Below are 15,896 nucleotides of genomic sequence, written 5' to 3' on the forward strand. Positions count from 1 at the left end.
GCCGTCCATCGCTGTGGAAAAGGGGGACGCAATGCGGTGGATGCCGGCGTTCGTGACGTTGTCCGCCATCTGGGGGGCGAGCTTCGCGCTGATCAAGATCGCGGTCGAGGCGGGGGTCGGGCCGCTGTGGGTGGCGTTCTGGCGCTGCTTCTTCGGCGCGCTCGCCCTGCTCGCGGTGTGCGCGCTGCGACGGGAGCCGCTGCCGCGCGACCGGGCCGTCTGGGGGCACGCGCTGGTCGTGGCCGCGCTGCTCAACGCGGTGCCGTTCGCCCTCCTCGCGTACGGCGAGACGCTGGTCAGCTCGGTGCTCGCCGGCGTGTGGAACGCGACGACGCCGCTGACCACGCTGGTGTTCGTCCTGCTCATGGTGCCGCAGGAGCGGCCGACCGCCCGCCGCCTGCTCGGGCTGCTCGTCGGCTTCGCCGGGGCGCTCGTGGTGCTCGCCGGCGGGCCTGGCGCGGGCGGCGGCCCGGCGATCGGGAGCCTCGCCTGCCTGGCGGCCACGGCCTGCTACGGGGCCGGGTTCGCCTACACCCGCAGGTTCTACTCGGGGCGCGAGGGCTCCGCCGCCGCGCTGTCGGCCGTGCAGATCGTCTGCGCGACCGCCGAGCTGGCCGTCGTCACCCCGTTCGCCGGCGGCGGGCCGTCCTGGCCCGGCCTGCCCGCCGCGGCGGCGCTCGTGCTGCTCGGCGCGGTCGGCACCGGGCTGGCGTACATACTCAACCTGCGGGTGATCCGCTCGGCGGGGTCCACGATCGCCTCCACCGTGACGTACGTGACGCCCGTGTGGTCGACGTTGCTCGGCACGCTGCTGCTGGCCGAGCCGCTGGGCTGGAACACCGTCGCGGGCGGCGTCCTCGTGGTCGCCGGGGTCCTCCTCTCGCGTACGGGCGGCGCGGCGGCGCGGCTCACGACGGCCCGGTGATCGCCTGGTCGGCGCCGAGCGTCTTCTTCCTGGTCTCCAGGAACGTACGCAACGTCGCCGCCTCCTCCTTGACCTTGGCGCTGTCGGCCCCTTCGTTGAGGTCGTAGGCCGCGACCAGCTTGTCCAGCAGCCCGGAGGCGGCGTCGCCGGCCAGCAGCTTGGCGTACAGGGCGCGGTACTGCTCCTCGTAGAGCTTCTTGAAGCCGGCGTCGGCGAGGAACTTCTCCTTCAGCGGGTGCCCGCCCATGCGTCCCATGCCGATCGTGTCGTGCACGCCGCTCGTGGCGTCACCGTTGAAGGCGAGGTTGAGGTCCCAGGTGACGACCGTGAACTTCTTGGCGGCGAGGTCGTACCACAGGTAGTAGTTGCGGCCGGGGCCGGCCATGTCGTCGAAGTTGACCATGAGGTTCTGCAGGGCCACGTAGCGGGCGAACGATTCCACGTCCAGGCGCTCGGCCAGGCCCGCCGCGAACTCCTCGGCGGAGGAGTCGTTCACCCACTTCACGAAGTCGATGACCGGCTGCAGGTCCCTGCCGCCGACCTTGTTGACCTGCTTGAAGTCGGTGCCGTACGCGGTCTGGTCCTCGCCCTTGTAGGTGAACGAGCTGGAGGCCAGCGACTTGTACAGGACGCCGTCGCCCAGGCCCTCGGCGTAGCCCTCGTCCAGGTACTCGACCAGCAGGCGGGGCGTCGAGGCGCGGCCGTTGACGGTGAACGAGCCGTAGGCGGAGCGCTGGGTGGGCTCGCCGGCCGCGCCGACGACCGCGATGCCCAGGGCCTCGTTCAGCATCGCCGACGAGCCCGACAGGGCCGGGCGCACGGCGAGCTGGCTGTGGCCCTGGTAGCGGCGGCCTTCCACGAACTCGTCGAAGCTGATCAGCCACGGCAGGCTCTCCGGCTCCTCGGCCTTGAGCGAGGCCCGCATCATGCCGCCACCGCCGGGCGGCCGCCCGTTGCCCCGCTGCTGCCCGTTCCCGTTGCCCGGCGGCTGGAAGCCCTCGGGGGGCTGGAAGCCTTCGGGGGGCTGGAAGCCGTCCGGCGGGCCGTCGCCGGCCTGGCGGGGCCCGCCGCCGCCCGGCATGACCCGCCGCTTGCTCTGCCCCTTCCAGGTCAGCCCCTGCAACGTGGAGTTGCCCTTGAGCCGGACGCCGACGCTGGGGATCCGGGTGCCGTCGATGACCAGGTCGGCCTCGACGTACTTCTTCTCCCCGTCCTTGAAGTAGGCGGTCAGCATGTCCTCGTACGCCTCGTCCGTGAACGTGATCCGCACGTCGTGCGGCACCGAGGCGTCGAACAGGTCCTTGGCGCCGGTCAGGTTCGTGGTGACGGCGCCGGCCTCGGCGGTCCGGGCGGTGGTGACGTACGGGCGGATCGTCCCGCTGCCGAACACGCCCCAGCACACGGCCAGGAACGCCGCGCACAGCGCGACCAGTTTCCAGTTCTGCCGCAGTCTGACCGGGACGCGGTGCTTGAGCTGTGCCATGGCCCCGGCCCTACAGATCGGTCTGGTCGTACCCGGTCAGGACCGTGACCGCCTGGCCGTGGTTGCGGGCGCGCAGGCCGGAGATGACGTCCGCGGGCTCGCTGCCCTTCTTGATCTTGACGGTGTACATCAGTTCGAGCAGCGCGCCGCCTCTGATCGACTCCATGCTCACCAGCTCGAACTCGTCGGTGTGCCGGACGAGCACGTCCTGGACCGCCGCGGTGTAGTCGTCGTCCGACGGCACCTGCACCTTGACGACCTGACGCCGTACGTTGAGCGCGAACCAGTTGAACCGGTGCATGACCACGACGATCAGCGAGATCGCGACGGCGGCGACCACGGCCAGCAGGTAGAAGCGGGTGCCGACGGCCATGCCGACGCCCATCACCAGGAAGATGAACCCGACGTCGCGGGTCTCCTTGATGGCGTTGCGGAAGCGCACCACCGACAGGGCGCCGACCAGGGCGAAGGCGCGGGCGATGTTCGAGCCGACGACCAGCATGATCAGCGAGATGAGCATGCCCAGGACGACCAGCGTCTGGACGTAGGACTGGCTGTAGGACACGTTGCGGTGCGTGGCCCGGTAGACCCAGCCGATCATCGCGCTGAGCACGAACGACAGCGCCATCGCGATCGCGATGTCGGCCACGCTGAACGTGCCGGACAGGTCCTGGAAGGAGAAGTCCATGGGGGGTCATGCCTCCAAGGGGACGCCCGGCCGGGAGCGGCCGGCGTCGAGGTCGTGGTCATGATCAGGAACGTGGAACACCGAGCGCGGCGCGAGCCCGTGCGCCTCGACGCTCTGGCAGTACTTGGAGACCCGCACGACCTGCAGGTTCCGCTTCGCGGTGAGGTCGGTCAGCCAGTACGGCACCCGCTCGTCGGCCTTGACCTCCATGATCACCTTGCGGGCGGGCACGATGAGCCGGTCGCCCGCGTCCGCGCCGAGGTGGAAGTCCCTGTCCCGGCCGCGGATCCGCTGGTCGAACGTCACCCGCAGGCCCACGTCGGCGTCGCGGCCCAGGTAGGCGTGCCTGGTGTAGCCGGTCGTCGCGACGGCTCGCAGATCGAGGCGCAGGACCAGGTCCAGCACCTCCTCCAGGAAGGGCCGCTGGGCGGGCTCGTGCTCGACGAGCGTGCGCCCGTCGCAGAGGAGCAGCGCGTCCCGGTACGGCAGGCGCACCCGCCGCTTCTGGGTGACCCGGTTGACCCGCTGCTTGATCTCGACGTACACCGGCGTGTCCTCGCCCACCGAGAACCGGTCGCCGTAGTGGCGCACCCGCAGCTTCCTGCGGAACTTCAGCCCCTCGATCTTCTCCCAGTAGAAACGGAGCTGCCGGGTGTCGTAGTAGACGCTCCAGACGCCGTAGCCCCGATCGCCGCTGTGGCGGTCGCGGTCGAGCCGCCGCTCGATCTCCTCGCGGATCTCGGCCGCCTCCACCGCGTCCACGAGATACTTGATCTCGTACCGGTTGAACGCGTGCAGCATGGCCCTCCTTTCGTCCGCACACATCCGACAGCACGAAGCTGGGAGAAGTGTGTGAACCGGGCCTGACGTCCAGGTGAACGGGAGACGCCCCGCGCTACCCCCAGAGGTCGAGCGTCAGCGCCCGGTGGTCGGACACCTCGGGCGCGGCTGCGATCTCGAACCGCGTCACCGCGTCGGGCTCGGACACCAGCAGGTAGCTCGCGTGCCGTACCGGCTTGGGGTAGCGGGAGGTCCTGGTGTCGGCGTCCCGCACCAGGTCCACCAGGTCCAGCCCGCCGAGCACGCGGAACGTCTCGCTGCCGGGCAGGACGTTGAAGTCGCCGCACACCACGGTCAGGTCGCCCTTCTCGCGCGCCCCGGCGACGAGGTCGGCGAGGCGTTCGGCCTGGGCGCGGCGGGCGGGGGTGTCGGCCTTGCCGCTCGCGTCCCGCAGGCCGTGGAAGTTCACGACGGTGACGAAGCGCCCGGCCCGCCGGTCGAACACGCGCACCGCCAGCGCGACCCGCGGCCGGCCGTCGCTGGGCCACCGGTCGCCGTGGTCGGCGTACTCGCCGTGCGCGAAGCCGGAGCGCACGCCGACGACGGGGAAGGCCGGGGCGACGAAGGTCGCGAGCCCGAAGTCCTGCCGGTGGACGCGGTGCTCCTGGTCCTGGACCGGGCCGGAGTCGCACGCGCTGAACAGGGCGTGGTGGCGGGGCAGGCGGGCGCGTACGTCGCCCAGGAGGTCGGCCCGCTGCGGCAGCGAACGCTCGTCGTCGTCGAACCGGGTCCAGCCGTCCGCGGTCGGGGTGTGGGTGATCTCCTGCAGGCACAGGACGTCGGCGTCGCAGCCGGCGAGCCAGGGGGCGAGCTCGTCGAACATCGCCCCGCCCCAGGTGTTCAGTGAAGTGATCCGCACGGCCCCACACCCTAGGGCACCGGTCAGGTCACGAGTCCCCTGCGGTAGGCGTAGACGACGGCCTGCACGCGGTCGCGCAGGTCGAGCTTGGTGAGGATGCGCGACACGTACGTCTTCACCGTCTCCTGGCTGATGACCAGCGTCGCGGCGATCTCGCTGTTGGACAGGCCGTCGGCGATGAGGCGCAGCACCTCCAGCTCGCGCGGGGTGAGCGCGCCGCCGTCCTGGTCCTGCTCGGCGGGGCGGATGCGGGAGGCGTACCGGCCGACGAGCTGCCTGGTCACCTCGGGGGCCAGCAGCGCGGCGCCCGAGGCGACGGTGCGGATGCCCTGGAGGAGCTGCGCGGGCGGGGCGTCCTTGAGCAGGAAGCCGCTCGCGCCGGCGCGCAGCGCCTCGTAGACGTACTCGTCCAGGTTGAACGTCGTCACCACGAGCACTTTCACCGGACGCGCCACGCCCGCGCCGGCCAGCAGGCGGGTCGCCTCGATGCCGTCTAGCACCGGCATCCGGACGTCCATCACCACGATGTCCGGGTCCAGCTCGCGGGCCAGCTCGACGGCGGCGCGGCCGTCGCCGCACTCGCCCACCACCTCCAGGTCGGGCTGCGCGTCGATGATCGTGGCGAACCCGGTGCGGATGAGCGCCTGGTCGTCGCAGACGAGGACGCGTACCGGCGCGGTCACGCCGGGCTCCCCGCGGGGATGCGGGCCCGTACGACGAAGCCGCCGCCCGCCCGCCGGTCGGCGCTGAACTCGCCGCCGAGGGCGTCGACCCGCTCGCGCAGGCCGGCGAGGCCGCGCCCGCTCCCTCCTGGGGAGCCGGCCGCGGAGCCGGAGCCGTCGGTGGTGACCTCCACGGTGATCTCCTTCTCGCCGTAGCGGACGCTGACCGCGGTGCGGCTGCCGTGGGCGTATTTGAGGGCGTTCGTCAGGGATTCCTGCACGACCCTATAGGCCACGAACTCGGCGCTGCCCGCCGTTCCCGCGGGTTCGCCCGCCTCCGTGAGCTCCACCGGCTGCCCCGCCTGGCGGGTCTGCTCGACGAGCTCGCCGAGGTCGCCGATCGAGGGCGCCCTGACCTGGGCGGGGCCGTCGTGGTCGGGGTTGAGCAGGTTGAGCAGGTGCCGCAGGTCGGAGATGGCCCGGCGGCCGGTATCGGTGACGGCGGTCAGGGTGGCGTCGAGGCGTTCGGGGGCCGCGGTCAGGTAGCGGGCCGCCTCGGCCTGCACGACCATCGCCGTGACGTGGTGGGTGACGACGTCGTGCAGCTCGCGGGCGATGCGGGTGCGCTCGGCGGTGCGGGTGGCCTCGGCGACGGCGCGGCGGCGTTCCGCTTCGGCGATCCTGGTGGAGCGCAGCCAGGCCCCGATGCACCAGGCGAGCACCAGCGTCAGGTAGAAGACCGTGAACCCGTCCAGCCCCTCGGGCGAGCCGAGCCGGTCGAGCACCACCGCGAGCGCCACGTACGCCGCCGTCAGCAGGACCACGACGACCCGCCGGCCGCGTTCGAGGTGGATGCCCGCGCTGACGAGCGCGATGCCCAGCGCGGTGCCGGCCACCGTGTGGTAGACGCGGACCTGGTCGAGGGCGAACCCGAGCGAGACCAGGCCGATGGAGACGGCCGGCCACTGGCGGCGCACGGCGAGCGGGAGGCACTGGAGGGCGATCGCGACGACGGCCAGCTCGTCGAAGGGGCGGGGCGGCAGGTCGCCGAGCTGCGTCCCGTTGTTCTGGAGCGCGGGCAGGAACGACGCGACCATGAGCGCCACCCCGAGCGGCGCGTCCCGGACCGTGACGTGGAGCCGCTGCCACAGCTCCGTGACCCGGCGGAAGCTGATCATCGGGAGAGCCTAGCGTCCTCACCGGCCGCCGCGCCGCGCCGGAGCGGGATCCAGGTGCCGCGCCGGTGGGCCAGCCACACGAACACGATCGTCAGCAGCGTGCAGAACACCACCGCGTACACGCTGCCCTCCGGCCCGAACGCGCCGCCGGTGAGCGCGGTGGGGCCCGACGTCACGCCGTGCAGCAGCCCGTTCGAGGCGCCGTTGCCGGAGACCTCCGCGCCGAAGATGCCGGCGGCTGCGTAGTTCCAGCCGAAGTGCAGGCCGATCGGCAGCCAGAGGGTGCGGGTGGCGGCGTAGCAGGCGGCGAGCATGCCGCCCGCCTCGATCGCGATGGCGGTCGCGCCCCACAGGTCGGCGTGCGGGTTGACCAGGTGCACCAGCCCGAACAGCACCGCGGTGAGCGTCAGCGCGAGCCAGGAGCCGAGGCGTTCCTCGACGATCCTGAACAGGATGCCGCGGAAGAGCAGCTCCTCCGTCACGGCGGCCGCCGCCATGAAGCCGACCAGCCCCAGCGCGCCCGTCACCGAGCCCATGCCGTCGATCCGGTAGCCGCCCATGAAGGCGATGTTCACGATCACGGCGGCGAACAGCCCCATCCCGATCAGCGCACCGCGCCCGGTCGTCGCGGCGGCGCCCGCCGTGGCCACCTCCACCGGGTCGCGGCGCTCGGACCAGCGCACCACGCGGGCGTAGACGAACAGCGCGAGCGCGGCCGTCGCGAGGCCGATCACCAGGGTGAGGAGCGCGTTCCCCTGTACCGCGCTCACCCCCGCGTTGCCGGCGAACGCGACCACCGCTACGGCCACGAGCTGTTTCACCAGTCGCATGACGACTCCTTGGAGAGGCTTCAGGAAGCCGCCGGTCCGTGCGCCGCGGCCACGCACAGAACGCTAGAGATCCGGCCCTCGGGAATCGTCACCGTACGGTGGACACTCGCGGGTAGCTCGCACGGGGGACACGTCAGCGCGAGTCGGCGACCGCCTTCGCGGCGCGGATGCCCTGGACGGCCCCCAGGACCGTCAGCCCCGTCATCACGGCGACCGCCACGAGGACCGCGACGACCACGCCGATCTCGCCCGGCACGAGCCAGGCCACCACCGCTCCCACCACGCCGACGCCGCCCCCTGCCATCGTGGGCACGCCCGCCGCCCGGTTCGCGGCCAGGAACGTGGCGTCACTGCGCATCGTCGTCGCGGTGCGGACCCCGGCGAACTCGTTGCGCGGCAGCCGCCCGGCGTACGGGCCGAACCAGGCATGCACGGGATTCATGTCCACCCATGCAGAACATGTGTTTGCCTGATGGGAGCCCGGTCGTTTCACTGGACTACCAGTGACCGACCCCGAGGTGAGACCGATGACCGACCCCGCTGCCCCCGTCTCCGACCTGGACCTCTTCGCCGACGAGGTGCTGATCGACCCCTACCCGTCGTACGCGGCGCTGCGCGAGCTCGGCGCCGTCGTCCGCCTCCCGGCGAACGACGTCTACGCGCTCACCCGCTACGACGTGATCCGCGACGCCCTCGCCGACTGGGAGACCTTCTCCTCGGCCGGGGCCATCGGCTTCAACCCGATGGTCAACGAGGCGCTGACCGGCACGTCCCTCTCCTCGGACCCGCCCGCGCACACGCGGCTGCGGGCGGCGCTGACCGCCAACCTGTCGCCGCGGGCGCTGCGCGGCCTGAAGGCCACCATCGAGGCCAAGGCGGACGCGCTCGTCGAGGAGCTGGTCGCCAAGGGCTCGTTCGAGGCCATCGACGCGCTGGCCCGCGCCCTGCCGCTGGAGATCGTCGCCGACCTCATCGGGTTCACCGGCCATGTACGCGACAACATGCTGCGCTGGGGGCAGGCGGCCATGCAGGTCATCGGGCCGATGAACCAGCGCACCGCGGAGAGCTTCCCGATCGCGGGCGAGCTGTACGCCTGGTGCTCGGCGGTCACCGCCGGCGACCTGACGCCCGGCTCCGTCGGGCGCGGGATCTTCGAGGCCGAGGCCCGCGGCGAGATCCCGCCGGGCACCGCCGGCCACATCATCCACCAGTACCTGGGCGCCGGCGTCGACACCACGGTCGCCTCCATCGGCAACATCGTCGCCCTCTTCGCCCGGCACCCCGGCCAGCTCGCGCTGGTGCGGGAGAACCCGGCGCTGGTCCCGGCCGCGTTCAACGAGACGCTCCGGTTCTGGCCGCCGGTCAACGCCTGGGGACGCCGCGCCACACGGGACGTGGAGATCGACGGCGTCCTGATCCCGGCGGGCGCGAAGGTCGCGGTCCTGCTCGGCGCCGGCAACCGGGACCCGCACCACTACCCGGACCCGGACGCGTTCCTGGTCGAGCGCAACCCGATCGACCACCTGGCGTTCGGCTACGGTCCGCACGGCTGCGCCGGCCAGGGGCTCGCCCGGCTGGAGGCGCACGCGGTCATCACGTCCCTGGCCCGCCGCGTCGAACGGCTCATCGTCGGCCCCGAGGTGCGGGTGCCGAGCAACATCACCCGGAGCATCGAAGAGCTCCCCGTCCTGGAAGTGTCCCCCGCATGAAGATCGTCCTGAACCGTCCCCGCTGCGAGGGGCACGGCCTCTGCGAGGAGGCCGCGCCCGCGCTCATGCACCTCGACGACGACGGCGAGCTGGTCCTGCACCAGGAGGAGGTCGGCGACGCCGACGTCCCGCAGGCCCAGGCCGCCGTCCGGGTCTGCCCGGTCGCGGCCCTCCATCTCACGTGAACGGGTCCATCGGGCCGGTCAGGCGGGTCGTCGTCGTCGGCAACGGCGTCGCCGGGCTCACCGCGGCGGACGCCCTGCGCGACAGCGGGTACGACGGGGAGCTGACCGTCGTCGGCGACGAGCGGCACCCGCCCTACAGCCGCCCGGCGCTGTCGAAGGCGCTCCTGCTCGACGGCGACGACCTGTCGTCCCACGAGCTGCCGCCGGCCACGCACGGGGCACGCGAACTGCTCGGGGTCCGGGCGTCGGGGCTCGACCTGGAGCGCCGGCTCGTCCTGCTCGACGGCGGCGACGCGCTGCCGTACGACCGGCTGGTGATCGCCACCGGCTCCCGCGCCCGGCGGCTGACCGGGCTGCCGGACGAGCTCACCCTGCGCGGGCTGGACGACGCGCTGGCGCTGCGGGCGCGCCTCGCCGGGCGGCCGTCGGTCGTCGTGGTCGGCGGCGGGCCGCTCGGCATGGAGATCGCCTCCGGCTGCCTGGCGGCGGGCTGCCGGGTCACGCTCGTCTCCGACGGGGTGCCGCTGAGCGCGCAGCTGGGGCCGTACCTGGCGGGCGTGTTCGTCAGGGCCGCGCTGGAGCGCGGGCTGACCCTGCTCACGAACGGCGCCACGCACGTCGAGGCGTCCCCCGGGCACGCCCTCGTCCAGCTCGGCGACGGGGCGGTCGTCGAGGCGGAGCTGCTGGTGTCGGCCGTCGGCGACGTCCCCGACACCGCGTGGCTGGCCGGCACCGGCCTGGCCGACGGCGGCGTCCTCCCGGTGGACGAGCGCGGGCTGGTGCGCCCCGACGTCGCGGCGGCGGGCGACCTGGCGGCGTTCCCCACCCCGTACGGCCGGCGCCGCGTCCCCCTGTGGAGCAGCGCGATCGAGCAGGCGAAGGTGGCCGGGGCCGCCCTCGTGCGCGGCGAGCAGGCGCCGCCGCTGCGGTTCCAGCCGTACTTCTGGACCGAGCAGTTCGGGCTGAGCCTCAAGGCGGCGGGCGAGCTACCGGTCGCGGGCGAGCCGGTGTTCGTCGAGGGCGGGCCCGGCGGGCCCGCGCTGATGCGCTGGCCCCACGGCACGGCCGCGGCGCTGAACCTGCGCGTCCCCATCCCGAAGCTGCGCAGGGTGAGCCAGGCCGTCCTGTAAGGAGCAGCGCATAGGATGCGTCGCGATGAGCGACGACGACAGGGGCACCGCGGCCTCCGGGCTGGACCGGCTGGCGTCGGTCAACCTCAACCTGCTGGTGCCCCTGCTCGCGGTGCTGGAGGAGCGCTCGGTCACCAGGGCCGCCCAGCGGGTCGGCCTCTCCCAGTCGGCGATGAGCCACGCGCTCGGCCGCCTGCGGCGGCTGCTCGGCGACGACCTGCTCGTCCGGCAGGGCAACGGCGTCACGCTGACGCCACGCGCCGTGCAGCTCATCGCGCCGCTGCGGGCCACGCTCGAACAGGTCGCGGACGTGGTCAGGTTCCCCGTCTTCGATCCGGCCACGGACCGCCGGGTGATCACGATCGCGATGACCACCAGCACGGCGTTCGTCCTCGGGGCGCGGCTGGCGCGCCTGGTGGCCGAGCGGGCCCCGAACGCGACGCTGCGCCTGCGGACGATCACCGTGCCGACCGAGTCCACCTACACCGAGCACGGCGTGGACGTCGTCCTGGTCTCCGAGGCGATCGCCGCGCCCCATCCACGCGAGCGGCTGTACGACGACCGCGGCGTGGTGGTGACCTCCGTGGACACGCCGCCCGAGTCGAGCGCGCTCGACCTGCTGTCGGCGCAGCCGCACGTGGTGGTGGACACCGAGCGGCGGGTCTTCCCGTACTCGGTGCTCGACGAGCACGGCGTGCCCTACCGCGTGGGGCTGCTGATCTCGGACTTCCTGCTCGTGCCGTACCTGGTGGGGCGGGCCGGCGGGGTCGCGCTCCTGAGATACCGGGTGGCCCGCGAGATGAGCACGCTGGTGCCGCTGCGGATCGAGGAGTTCCCGTTCCCCATCCCGGGGCTGGGGATCGACATGGTGTGGAACCCGCGGCTCGGCGACCATCACTTCAAGGCGTGGCTGCGGCAGCTCCTGTTCGACGCCGCCAGGCCCTGAGCCGGGCCGTCAGCGGCGGCCGATCGTGCCGAGCCAGCTCTCGGTGAGCACGTCCAGCATCTCCTCGCGCTGCACGCCCCAGTGTCCCGCGACCCAGTGGCGCGCCACGTGGTCGAGCTCGGTGATGGCGATGACGCTGCGGAAGTGCCGGGTGGCGGCGGGGAACCGGTCGGCGCGGTTGAGCCCCTCCTCGACGTCGCCGATGGCCTCGTTGAGCCAGGCGCCGAGCAGCTCGCGGATCTCGGGATCGACGGCGGCGGCCTCGAAGGCGGCCGTGGTGTAGGGGCGGATGACGGGCCAGCGCAGCGAGATCTCCGCGAGCCAGTCGCGGATCCGCTCGCGCGTGCCGTCCTCGACCACACTGACCAGGTCGCGCGCGGTCGAGCCGTGCTCCGGTGAGGGGACGCGGTCGAGCGCGGCGTTGAGCCGCTCGGTGACGAGGGCCTTCATCAGCTCGACCTTCGACGGGAAGTAGGCGTAGAACGTCACCCGCGTCGTGCCCGCCGCCGAGGCGATGTCGTCGACCGTGGTGGCCGCGTAGCCCTTCGACACGAACAGCTCCACGCCGGCGTCCAGCAGGAGCTTGCGTGTCATCTCCTTCTGCGCCTCACGAAGCCTCGCCATACGGCCAGCGTAGAGCACACCGGCCGCGTTCCGTCCTCGACGCCCATTTCGGATACGCGCTGCTCGAACTCTTGACGTCGTGTTAAATCTTGTGCCACTTTGCACAATCAACGCGGTGATGCCGCTCACACCCCCACCCCCCAGCCCCCTTTGACGAGGAAGACGACCGCCATGACACAGACCGCCACGCGCAGGCAGGGGCACACCGTCACGGTGCTCGCCGGCTGCTTCGCCGTGCTCCTCGCGCAGGTGGCGTACTCGCTGCCCGGCGCGCTCAACGGCACCTTCCAGCAGGAGTTCCAGACCAGCGGCGCCGAGCTGACCTGGATCACGGCCGCCTTCGCGATCCCCATGGTCGTGCTCGAACTGACCACCGGCGTGATCGGCGACCTGTTCGGCCGCAAGCGCCTGCTGCAGGCCGGCGCGGCCCTCACCATCGCCGGTTCGGTCATCTGCTACGCGGCGGGAACGGTCCAAGTCCTGTGGATCGGCCAGGTCGTCGCCGGCGTCGGCGCGGCTATCCTCTACCCGATCTCGCTCGCCATGCTGGCCGCCGTGAGCACGTCGCAGGAGGCCAGGTCCAGGGCCATCGCGATGTGGGCCGGCTTCCTCTCGGCCGGCGCGGCGATCTCGCCGCTCATGGGCGGCTGGCTGGCCGAGGACGGCGGCTGGCGGACGTCGTACCTGGTGGTGATCGCCGCCTCGGTCGTCTCGATAGCCATCACCCAGTTCGCCGCAGACTCCGCGGCTCCCGAGGGCCGCAAGCTGGACGTTCCCGGTCAGGTCACCCTGGCTCTCGGCCTGATCGCGCTGCTCTTCGCGGCCACCCAGGGCTCCGAGGCGGGCTTCGCCCGTCCCGAGATCATCGGGGCCTTCGTCGCGAGCGTGGTGCTGCTCGGCGCGTTCGTCGTCATCGAGCTGCGGACCGAGGTCCCGCTGCTGCGTCTCACCATCTTCGCCAACCGCGCCTACGCGGTCGTCGCCGTCGCCACGGTCATCGGCATGTTCGCCTTCCTCGCCACCTGCTACTCGATGAGCATCTGGCTCGGCGCGATCCAGCACCAGAGCGCGCTCAACATCGGGGTGCTGTTCCTGTTCATCCAGGGGCCCGCCTTCCTGCTGGTGCCGGTCGTCTCGCACCTGATCCGGAACTTCTCGCCGCGCTGGGTGCTCACCGGCGGCTTCGCGCTCATAGCCGTCAGCGGCATCTGGTGCTCGACGTTCGACGTCCACGACCTGGACTGGATCCGTTTCATCGCCCCGATGCTGGCCCTCGGCGTCGGCTTCGCGCTCACCGTCGGCTCGATCACGGCCGTGGCGATCAACGCGGTGCCGCTGCGGCTGGCCGGCATGGCCAGCGCCACCACCAACCTGCTGCGCGACTTCGGCTTCGCGCTCGGTCCCGTGCTCATCGCCGCGTTCGCGGTGAGCCGCGCCAACGGGGACCTGACGCAGGGGCTCGGCCCCGCCATCGCGGCGTCGGGGCTCAAGCCGCCGTACACGGAGGTCGCGGGCGGCCTGGCGCAGCAGGGCGGCGCGATGGCGGTCAACTCGATGCCGGTGGTGCCCGGGGCGGGCCCCGACCTGCCGCCGGTGCCGATGCCGGACAGCCTCCGGGTGCTGGCCTTCGAGTCCCTGGGCAGCGCCTACAACCTCGCCTTCCTGGTCGCCGGGCTTTGCGCGGCCGTCGCCGCCGTCCTCACCCTGGCCGGGCTCTTCGGCTCCCGTCCAGCGGATCTTGCAGACGCACAATAGAATTTACAGGGAGGACATTTGCTTGACGCCCTGTAAAATCACATGACACGATCGCCAGCGAAAGGAAACACCGGTGAAAGGTGCGCGAACCGTCATGAGCAGCGCCGTCAACACCGTCCTCGGCCCCGTCCCCGCGGACGGCCTCGGGGTCGTCGCGGTCCACGAGGCCCTGCTGTCGGTGCTCCCGGGCGCCGAGCACGCCTTCGACATCACCGTCGACCGCGCCGAGATCTTCGAGATCCTGGCGCGCAAGCTGGCGGACTTCCGGGCGCACGGCGGCGGGACGATCGTCGACAGCACGGGCATGTTCCACGGCCGCGACCTCCGGCTGTACGAGGCGCTGTCCCGCTCGACCGGCGTGCACATCGTGGCGTCCACGGGCATGGGCCCGGAGAAGCTGCTCGGCGGCTACTTCCTCACCCCGCAGACCAACCCGCCGACGCCGTGGCCGGCCGACAAGTTCGCCCGCCTCTTCACCCAGGAGGTCACCGAGGGCATGGTCGTCCCGCGCGTCGAGCGGCGGGCCGCCGCGGGCCTCGTGGCCACCGCCGCCACCCGCGAGGGCATGACCGCCACCGACGAGAGCCTGCTGCGCGGCGCGGCCCGCACCGCCCTCGCCACCGGCGTGCCGCTCTCCGTCCGCTACGGCGCCGACGCCGTGCACGACCTGGAGATCGTCCTCGACGAGAAGCTGCCGGCGGACCGCGTCGTGATCGGCGGGCTCGACCGCGCGGACGCCCTCGCCGCCGGCGCCCCGCTGGAGGTGGCCCGCCGCGGCGCGTACGTCGCGCTCGACCACGTGGGCTCGGGCGTCAGCTCCGACGGGGGCGTCACCGACGAGGACCGCGCGGCACTGGTGCTCGACCTCGTCCAGGCCGGGCACGGCGAGCGCGTCCTGCTGTCGGCCAACGCGATCGGCGTGGCCAAGGGCCACCCCGGCAACGACCTGCCGTTCAGCCACGTCCTGTCGGAGTTCGTCCCCCTGCTCACCGCGCGGGGCCTCGGCGACGAGGACGTCCGGCGCATCCTCGCCGGCAACCCCCGCGACCTGCTCTCGGTGCGCTGACCCGGCGAGAGCCTTCCGATCTTTCAAGAGGTGAGTTCTGTGACGAGAGTGAACACCGTGCTCGGGCCGATCCCGGCCGAGGAGCTGGGGATCGTGGCCGTCCACGAGCACATCGGGTACGGCATGCCCGGCTCCGAGCTGGACAGCACGTGGTGGAAGTCCCCCGAGCAGCGTTACGCGGAGACCGTGCCGAAGCTGCGCGCCTTCCACGACCACAGCCGCGAGTACGGCGGCGGCACCTTCGTCGACGCCACCGGCATCTGCAACGGCCGCGACGTCGACTACTACAGGACCCTGTCGGCGAAGACCGGCGTGCACATCGTGGCCTGCACCGGCTTCGTCGGCGGCGACACCGCCCTGCCGTTCTTCGAGCGGGCGAGCGTCGACTACCTGACCCGGCAGTTCACCCACGAGATCATCGTCGGCATCGGCGGCACCGGCGCCCGCGCGGGCGTCATCAAGGTCGGGGTGAGCCGCGGCGGGCGCATGACCGACCTGGACAAGCGCATCTACCGGGCCGCTGCCCGCGCCGCGCTGGAGACCGGCGTGCCGATCCTCACCCACCTCGCGATCGACGCCGAGACCGCCATCGCGATCTTCAACGAGGAGGGCCTGCCCCTCGACCGGGTGCTGTTCGGGCACGCCGACGACGGCGTGAACGCCGAGAAGACCCGCGACATCTGGATCGCCGAGCAGGGCGGCCGGGTCGGCTTCGACACCTTCGGCTACGAGACCGAGCTGCCTGACCCGCCGTTCTGGGCCCGCCCGCGCCGGGAGCGGCTCGACCACTTCCTCCGCTTCATCGGCCAGGGCCACCTGCGCAGGGTCCTCGCCTCCGCCGACGCCAACTGCAGCCCGCTGGGCTGGCCGGGCGTGAAGGGCCACACCGTCAACTACATCTTCGAGGACCTCATCCCCGACCTCCGGGCCGCCGGTCTCGACGAGCGCACGATCGCGACCGTCTTCATCGACAACCCCGCCGACTTCCTGACCATCCAGCACTGAAGAAGAGAACC

17 protein-coding genes are annotated in these 15,896 nt (G+C 72.3%); 8 read left to right on the top strand and 9 right to left on the bottom strand.

Going from position 1 to position 15,896, the window contains the following annotated elements:
• The first annotated feature begins 31 nt into the window (after window positions 1-31).
• On the top strand, window positions 32-925 hold the full coding sequence (locus tag ACBR40_RS09675; RefSeq protein WP_344206981.1) for a DMT family transporter: 894 nt from the start codon (window positions 32-34) through the stop codon (window positions 923-925).
• Here the strand turns inward: ACBR40_RS09675 and ACBR40_RS09680 are convergent.
• The 8 genes from ACBR40_RS09680 to ACBR40_RS09715 form a co-directional block, all read right to left on the bottom strand.
• Window positions 909-2,408, bottom strand: a complete 1,500-nt coding sequence (locus ACBR40_RS09680; RefSeq protein ID WP_371248406.1) for a CotH kinase family protein — start codon at window positions 2,406-2,408, stop codon at window positions 909-911. The genes ACBR40_RS09675 and ACBR40_RS09680 overlap by 17 nt on opposite strands.
• A 10-nt stretch (window positions 2,409-2,418) precedes the next feature.
• On the bottom strand, window positions 2,419-3,096 hold the full coding sequence (locus tag ACBR40_RS09685; RefSeq protein WP_344206979.1) for a DUF4956 domain-containing protein: 678 nt from the start codon (window positions 3,094-3,096) through the stop codon (window positions 2,419-2,421).
• 6 nt (window positions 3,097-3,102) lie between these two features.
• The gene (locus ACBR40_RS09690; protein WP_371248407.1) at window positions 3,103-3,897 is read right to left on the bottom strand and encodes a polyphosphate polymerase domain-containing protein; all 795 of its coding nucleotides are present in this window, start codon (window positions 3,895-3,897) and stop codon (window positions 3,103-3,105) included.
• Window positions 3,898-3,991: 94 nt separating this feature from the next.
• Window positions 3,992-4,795, bottom strand: a complete 804-nt coding sequence (locus ACBR40_RS09695) for an endonuclease/exonuclease/phosphatase family protein (RefSeq protein ID WP_344206976.1) — start codon at window positions 4,793-4,795, stop codon at window positions 3,992-3,994.
• A 23-nt stretch (window positions 4,796-4,818) separates the two neighbouring features.
• Window positions 4,819-5,478, bottom strand: coding sequence for a response regulator transcription factor (locus ACBR40_RS09700; protein ID WP_344206975.1), 660 nt, complete (start codon window positions 5,476-5,478; stop codon window positions 4,819-4,821).
• Complete coding sequence (locus ACBR40_RS09705; protein WP_344206974.1) at window positions 5,475-6,635, bottom strand: histidine kinase; 1,161 nt, start codon at window positions 6,633-6,635, stop codon at window positions 5,475-5,477. The genes ACBR40_RS09700 and ACBR40_RS09705 overlap by 4 nt, the downstream gene beginning before the upstream one ends.
• On the bottom strand, window positions 6,632-7,465 hold the full coding sequence (locus ACBR40_RS09710) for a lysostaphin resistance A-like protein (RefSeq protein ID WP_371248408.1): 834 nt from the start codon (window positions 7,463-7,465) through the stop codon (window positions 6,632-6,634). The genes ACBR40_RS09705 and ACBR40_RS09710 overlap by 4 nt, the downstream gene beginning before the upstream one ends.
• Window positions 7,466-7,598: 133 nt before the next feature.
• On the bottom strand, window positions 7,599-7,907 hold the full coding sequence (locus ACBR40_RS09715) for an SdpI family protein (RefSeq protein WP_371248409.1): 309 nt from the start codon (window positions 7,905-7,907) through the stop codon (window positions 7,599-7,601).
• 85 nt (window positions 7,908-7,992) lie between these two features.
• Between ACBR40_RS09715 and ACBR40_RS09720 the strand changes: the two genes are divergently transcribed.
• The 4 genes from ACBR40_RS09720 to ACBR40_RS09735 are packed head-to-tail and all read left to right on the top strand — an operon-like array spanning window position 7,993 to window position 11,435.
• Window positions 7,993-9,174: a cytochrome P450 gene (locus tag ACBR40_RS09720; RefSeq protein ID WP_371248410.1), complete on the top strand. Its 1,182-nt coding sequence runs from the start codon at window positions 7,993-7,995 to the stop codon at window positions 9,172-9,174.
• Window positions 9,171-9,359 (top strand): ferredoxin, encoded by a 189-nt coding sequence (locus ACBR40_RS09725; RefSeq protein ID WP_344206970.1) that lies wholly within the window; start codon window positions 9,171-9,173, stop codon window positions 9,357-9,359. The genes ACBR40_RS09720 and ACBR40_RS09725 overlap by 4 nt, the downstream gene beginning before the upstream one ends.
• Entirely contained in the window at window positions 9,356-10,489 is a 1,134-nt protein-coding gene (locus ACBR40_RS09730; RefSeq protein WP_371248411.1) for an NAD(P)/FAD-dependent oxidoreductase, read from the top strand. Before ACBR40_RS09725 ends, ACBR40_RS09730 begins: the two co-directional genes overlap by 4 nt.
• Before the next feature lie 25 nt (window positions 10,490-10,514).
• Window positions 10,515-11,435, top strand: a complete 921-nt coding sequence (locus ACBR40_RS09735) for a LysR family transcriptional regulator (RefSeq protein ID WP_371248412.1) — start codon at window positions 10,515-10,517, stop codon at window positions 11,433-11,435.
• 9 nt (window positions 11,436-11,444) lie between these two features.
• Here the strand turns inward: ACBR40_RS09735 and ACBR40_RS09740 are convergent, their stop codons facing one another.
• The gene (locus ACBR40_RS09740; RefSeq protein ID WP_344206967.1) at window positions 11,445-12,059 is read right to left on the bottom strand and encodes a helix-turn-helix domain-containing protein; all 615 of its coding nucleotides are present in this window, start codon (window positions 12,057-12,059) and stop codon (window positions 11,445-11,447) included.
• A gap of 171 nt (window positions 12,060-12,230) precedes the next feature.
• Between ACBR40_RS09740 and ACBR40_RS09745 the strand changes: the two genes are divergently transcribed.
• The 3 genes from ACBR40_RS09745 to ACBR40_RS09755 all read left to right on the top strand — a co-directional run bounded on the left by ACBR40_RS09745 (window position 12,231) and on the right by ACBR40_RS09755 (window position 15,885).
• A complete protein-coding gene (locus tag ACBR40_RS09745) occupies window positions 12,231-13,814 on the top strand; it encodes an MFS transporter (RefSeq protein WP_371248413.1) in 1,584 nt (527 codons plus the stop codon).
• A gap of 94 nt (window positions 13,815-13,908) precedes the next feature.
• Window positions 13,909-14,880, top strand: coding sequence for a phosphotriesterase (locus ACBR40_RS09750; protein WP_371248414.1), 972 nt, complete (start codon window positions 13,909-13,911; stop codon window positions 14,878-14,880).
• Between the two features lie 39 nt (window positions 14,881-14,919).
• A complete protein-coding gene (locus ACBR40_RS09755) occupies window positions 14,920-15,885 on the top strand; it encodes a phosphotriesterase (protein WP_344206963.1) in 966 nt (321 codons plus the stop codon).
• Window positions 15,886-15,896 lie beyond the last annotated feature (11 nt).

It is taken from the genome of Nonomuraea sp. AD125B (assembly GCF_041402765.1).
Classification (GTDB): domain Bacteria; phylum Actinomycetota; class Actinomycetes; order Streptosporangiales; family Streptosporangiaceae; genus Nonomuraea; species Nonomuraea bangladeshensis.

Excerpts from the sequence above, each read along its gene's own strand:
- ACBR40_RS09675 (WP_344206981.1), top strand. The coding sequence starts at position 32 with ATGCGGTGGATGCCGGCGTTCGTGACGTTGTCCGCCATCTGGGGGGCG.
- ACBR40_RS09680 (WP_371248406.1), bottom strand. The coding sequence starts at position 2,408 with ATGGCACAGCTCAAGCACCGCGTCCCGGTCAGACTGCGGCAGAACTGG.
- ACBR40_RS09685 (WP_344206979.1), bottom strand. The coding sequence starts at position 3,096 with ATGGACTTCTCCTTCCAGGACCTGTCCGGCACGTTCAGCGTGGCCGAC.
- ACBR40_RS09690 (WP_371248407.1), bottom strand. The coding sequence starts at position 3,897 with ATGCTGCACGCGTTCAACCGGTACGAGATCAAGTATCTCGTGGACGCG.
- ACBR40_RS09705 (WP_344206974.1), bottom strand. The coding sequence starts at position 6,635 with ATGATCAGCTTCCGCCGGGTCACGGAGCTGTGGCAGCGGCTCCACGTC.
- ACBR40_RS09710 (WP_371248408.1), bottom strand. The coding sequence starts at position 7,465 with ATGCGACTGGTGAAACAGCTCGTGGCCGTAGCGGTGGTCGCGTTCGCC.
- ACBR40_RS09715 (WP_371248409.1), bottom strand. The coding sequence starts at position 7,907 with ATGAATCCCGTGCATGCCTGGTTCGGCCCGTACGCCGGGCGGCTGCCG.
- ACBR40_RS09720 (WP_371248410.1), top strand. The coding sequence starts at position 7,993 with ATGACCGACCCCGCTGCCCCCGTCTCCGACCTGGACCTCTTCGCCGAC.
- ACBR40_RS09725 (WP_344206970.1), top strand. The coding sequence starts at position 9,171 with ATGAAGATCGTCCTGAACCGTCCCCGCTGCGAGGGGCACGGCCTCTGC.
- ACBR40_RS09735 (WP_371248412.1), top strand. The coding sequence starts at position 10,515 with ATGAGCGACGACGACAGGGGCACCGCGGCCTCCGGGCTGGACCGGCTG.
- ACBR40_RS09740 (WP_344206967.1), bottom strand. The coding sequence starts at position 12,059 with ATGGCGAGGCTTCGTGAGGCGCAGAAGGAGATGACACGCAAGCTCCTG.
- ACBR40_RS09745 (WP_371248413.1), top strand. The coding sequence starts at position 12,231 with ATGACACAGACCGCCACGCGCAGGCAGGGGCACACCGTCACGGTGCTC.
- ACBR40_RS09750 (WP_371248414.1), top strand. The coding sequence starts at position 13,909 with ATGAGCAGCGCCGTCAACACCGTCCTCGGCCCCGTCCCCGCGGACGGC.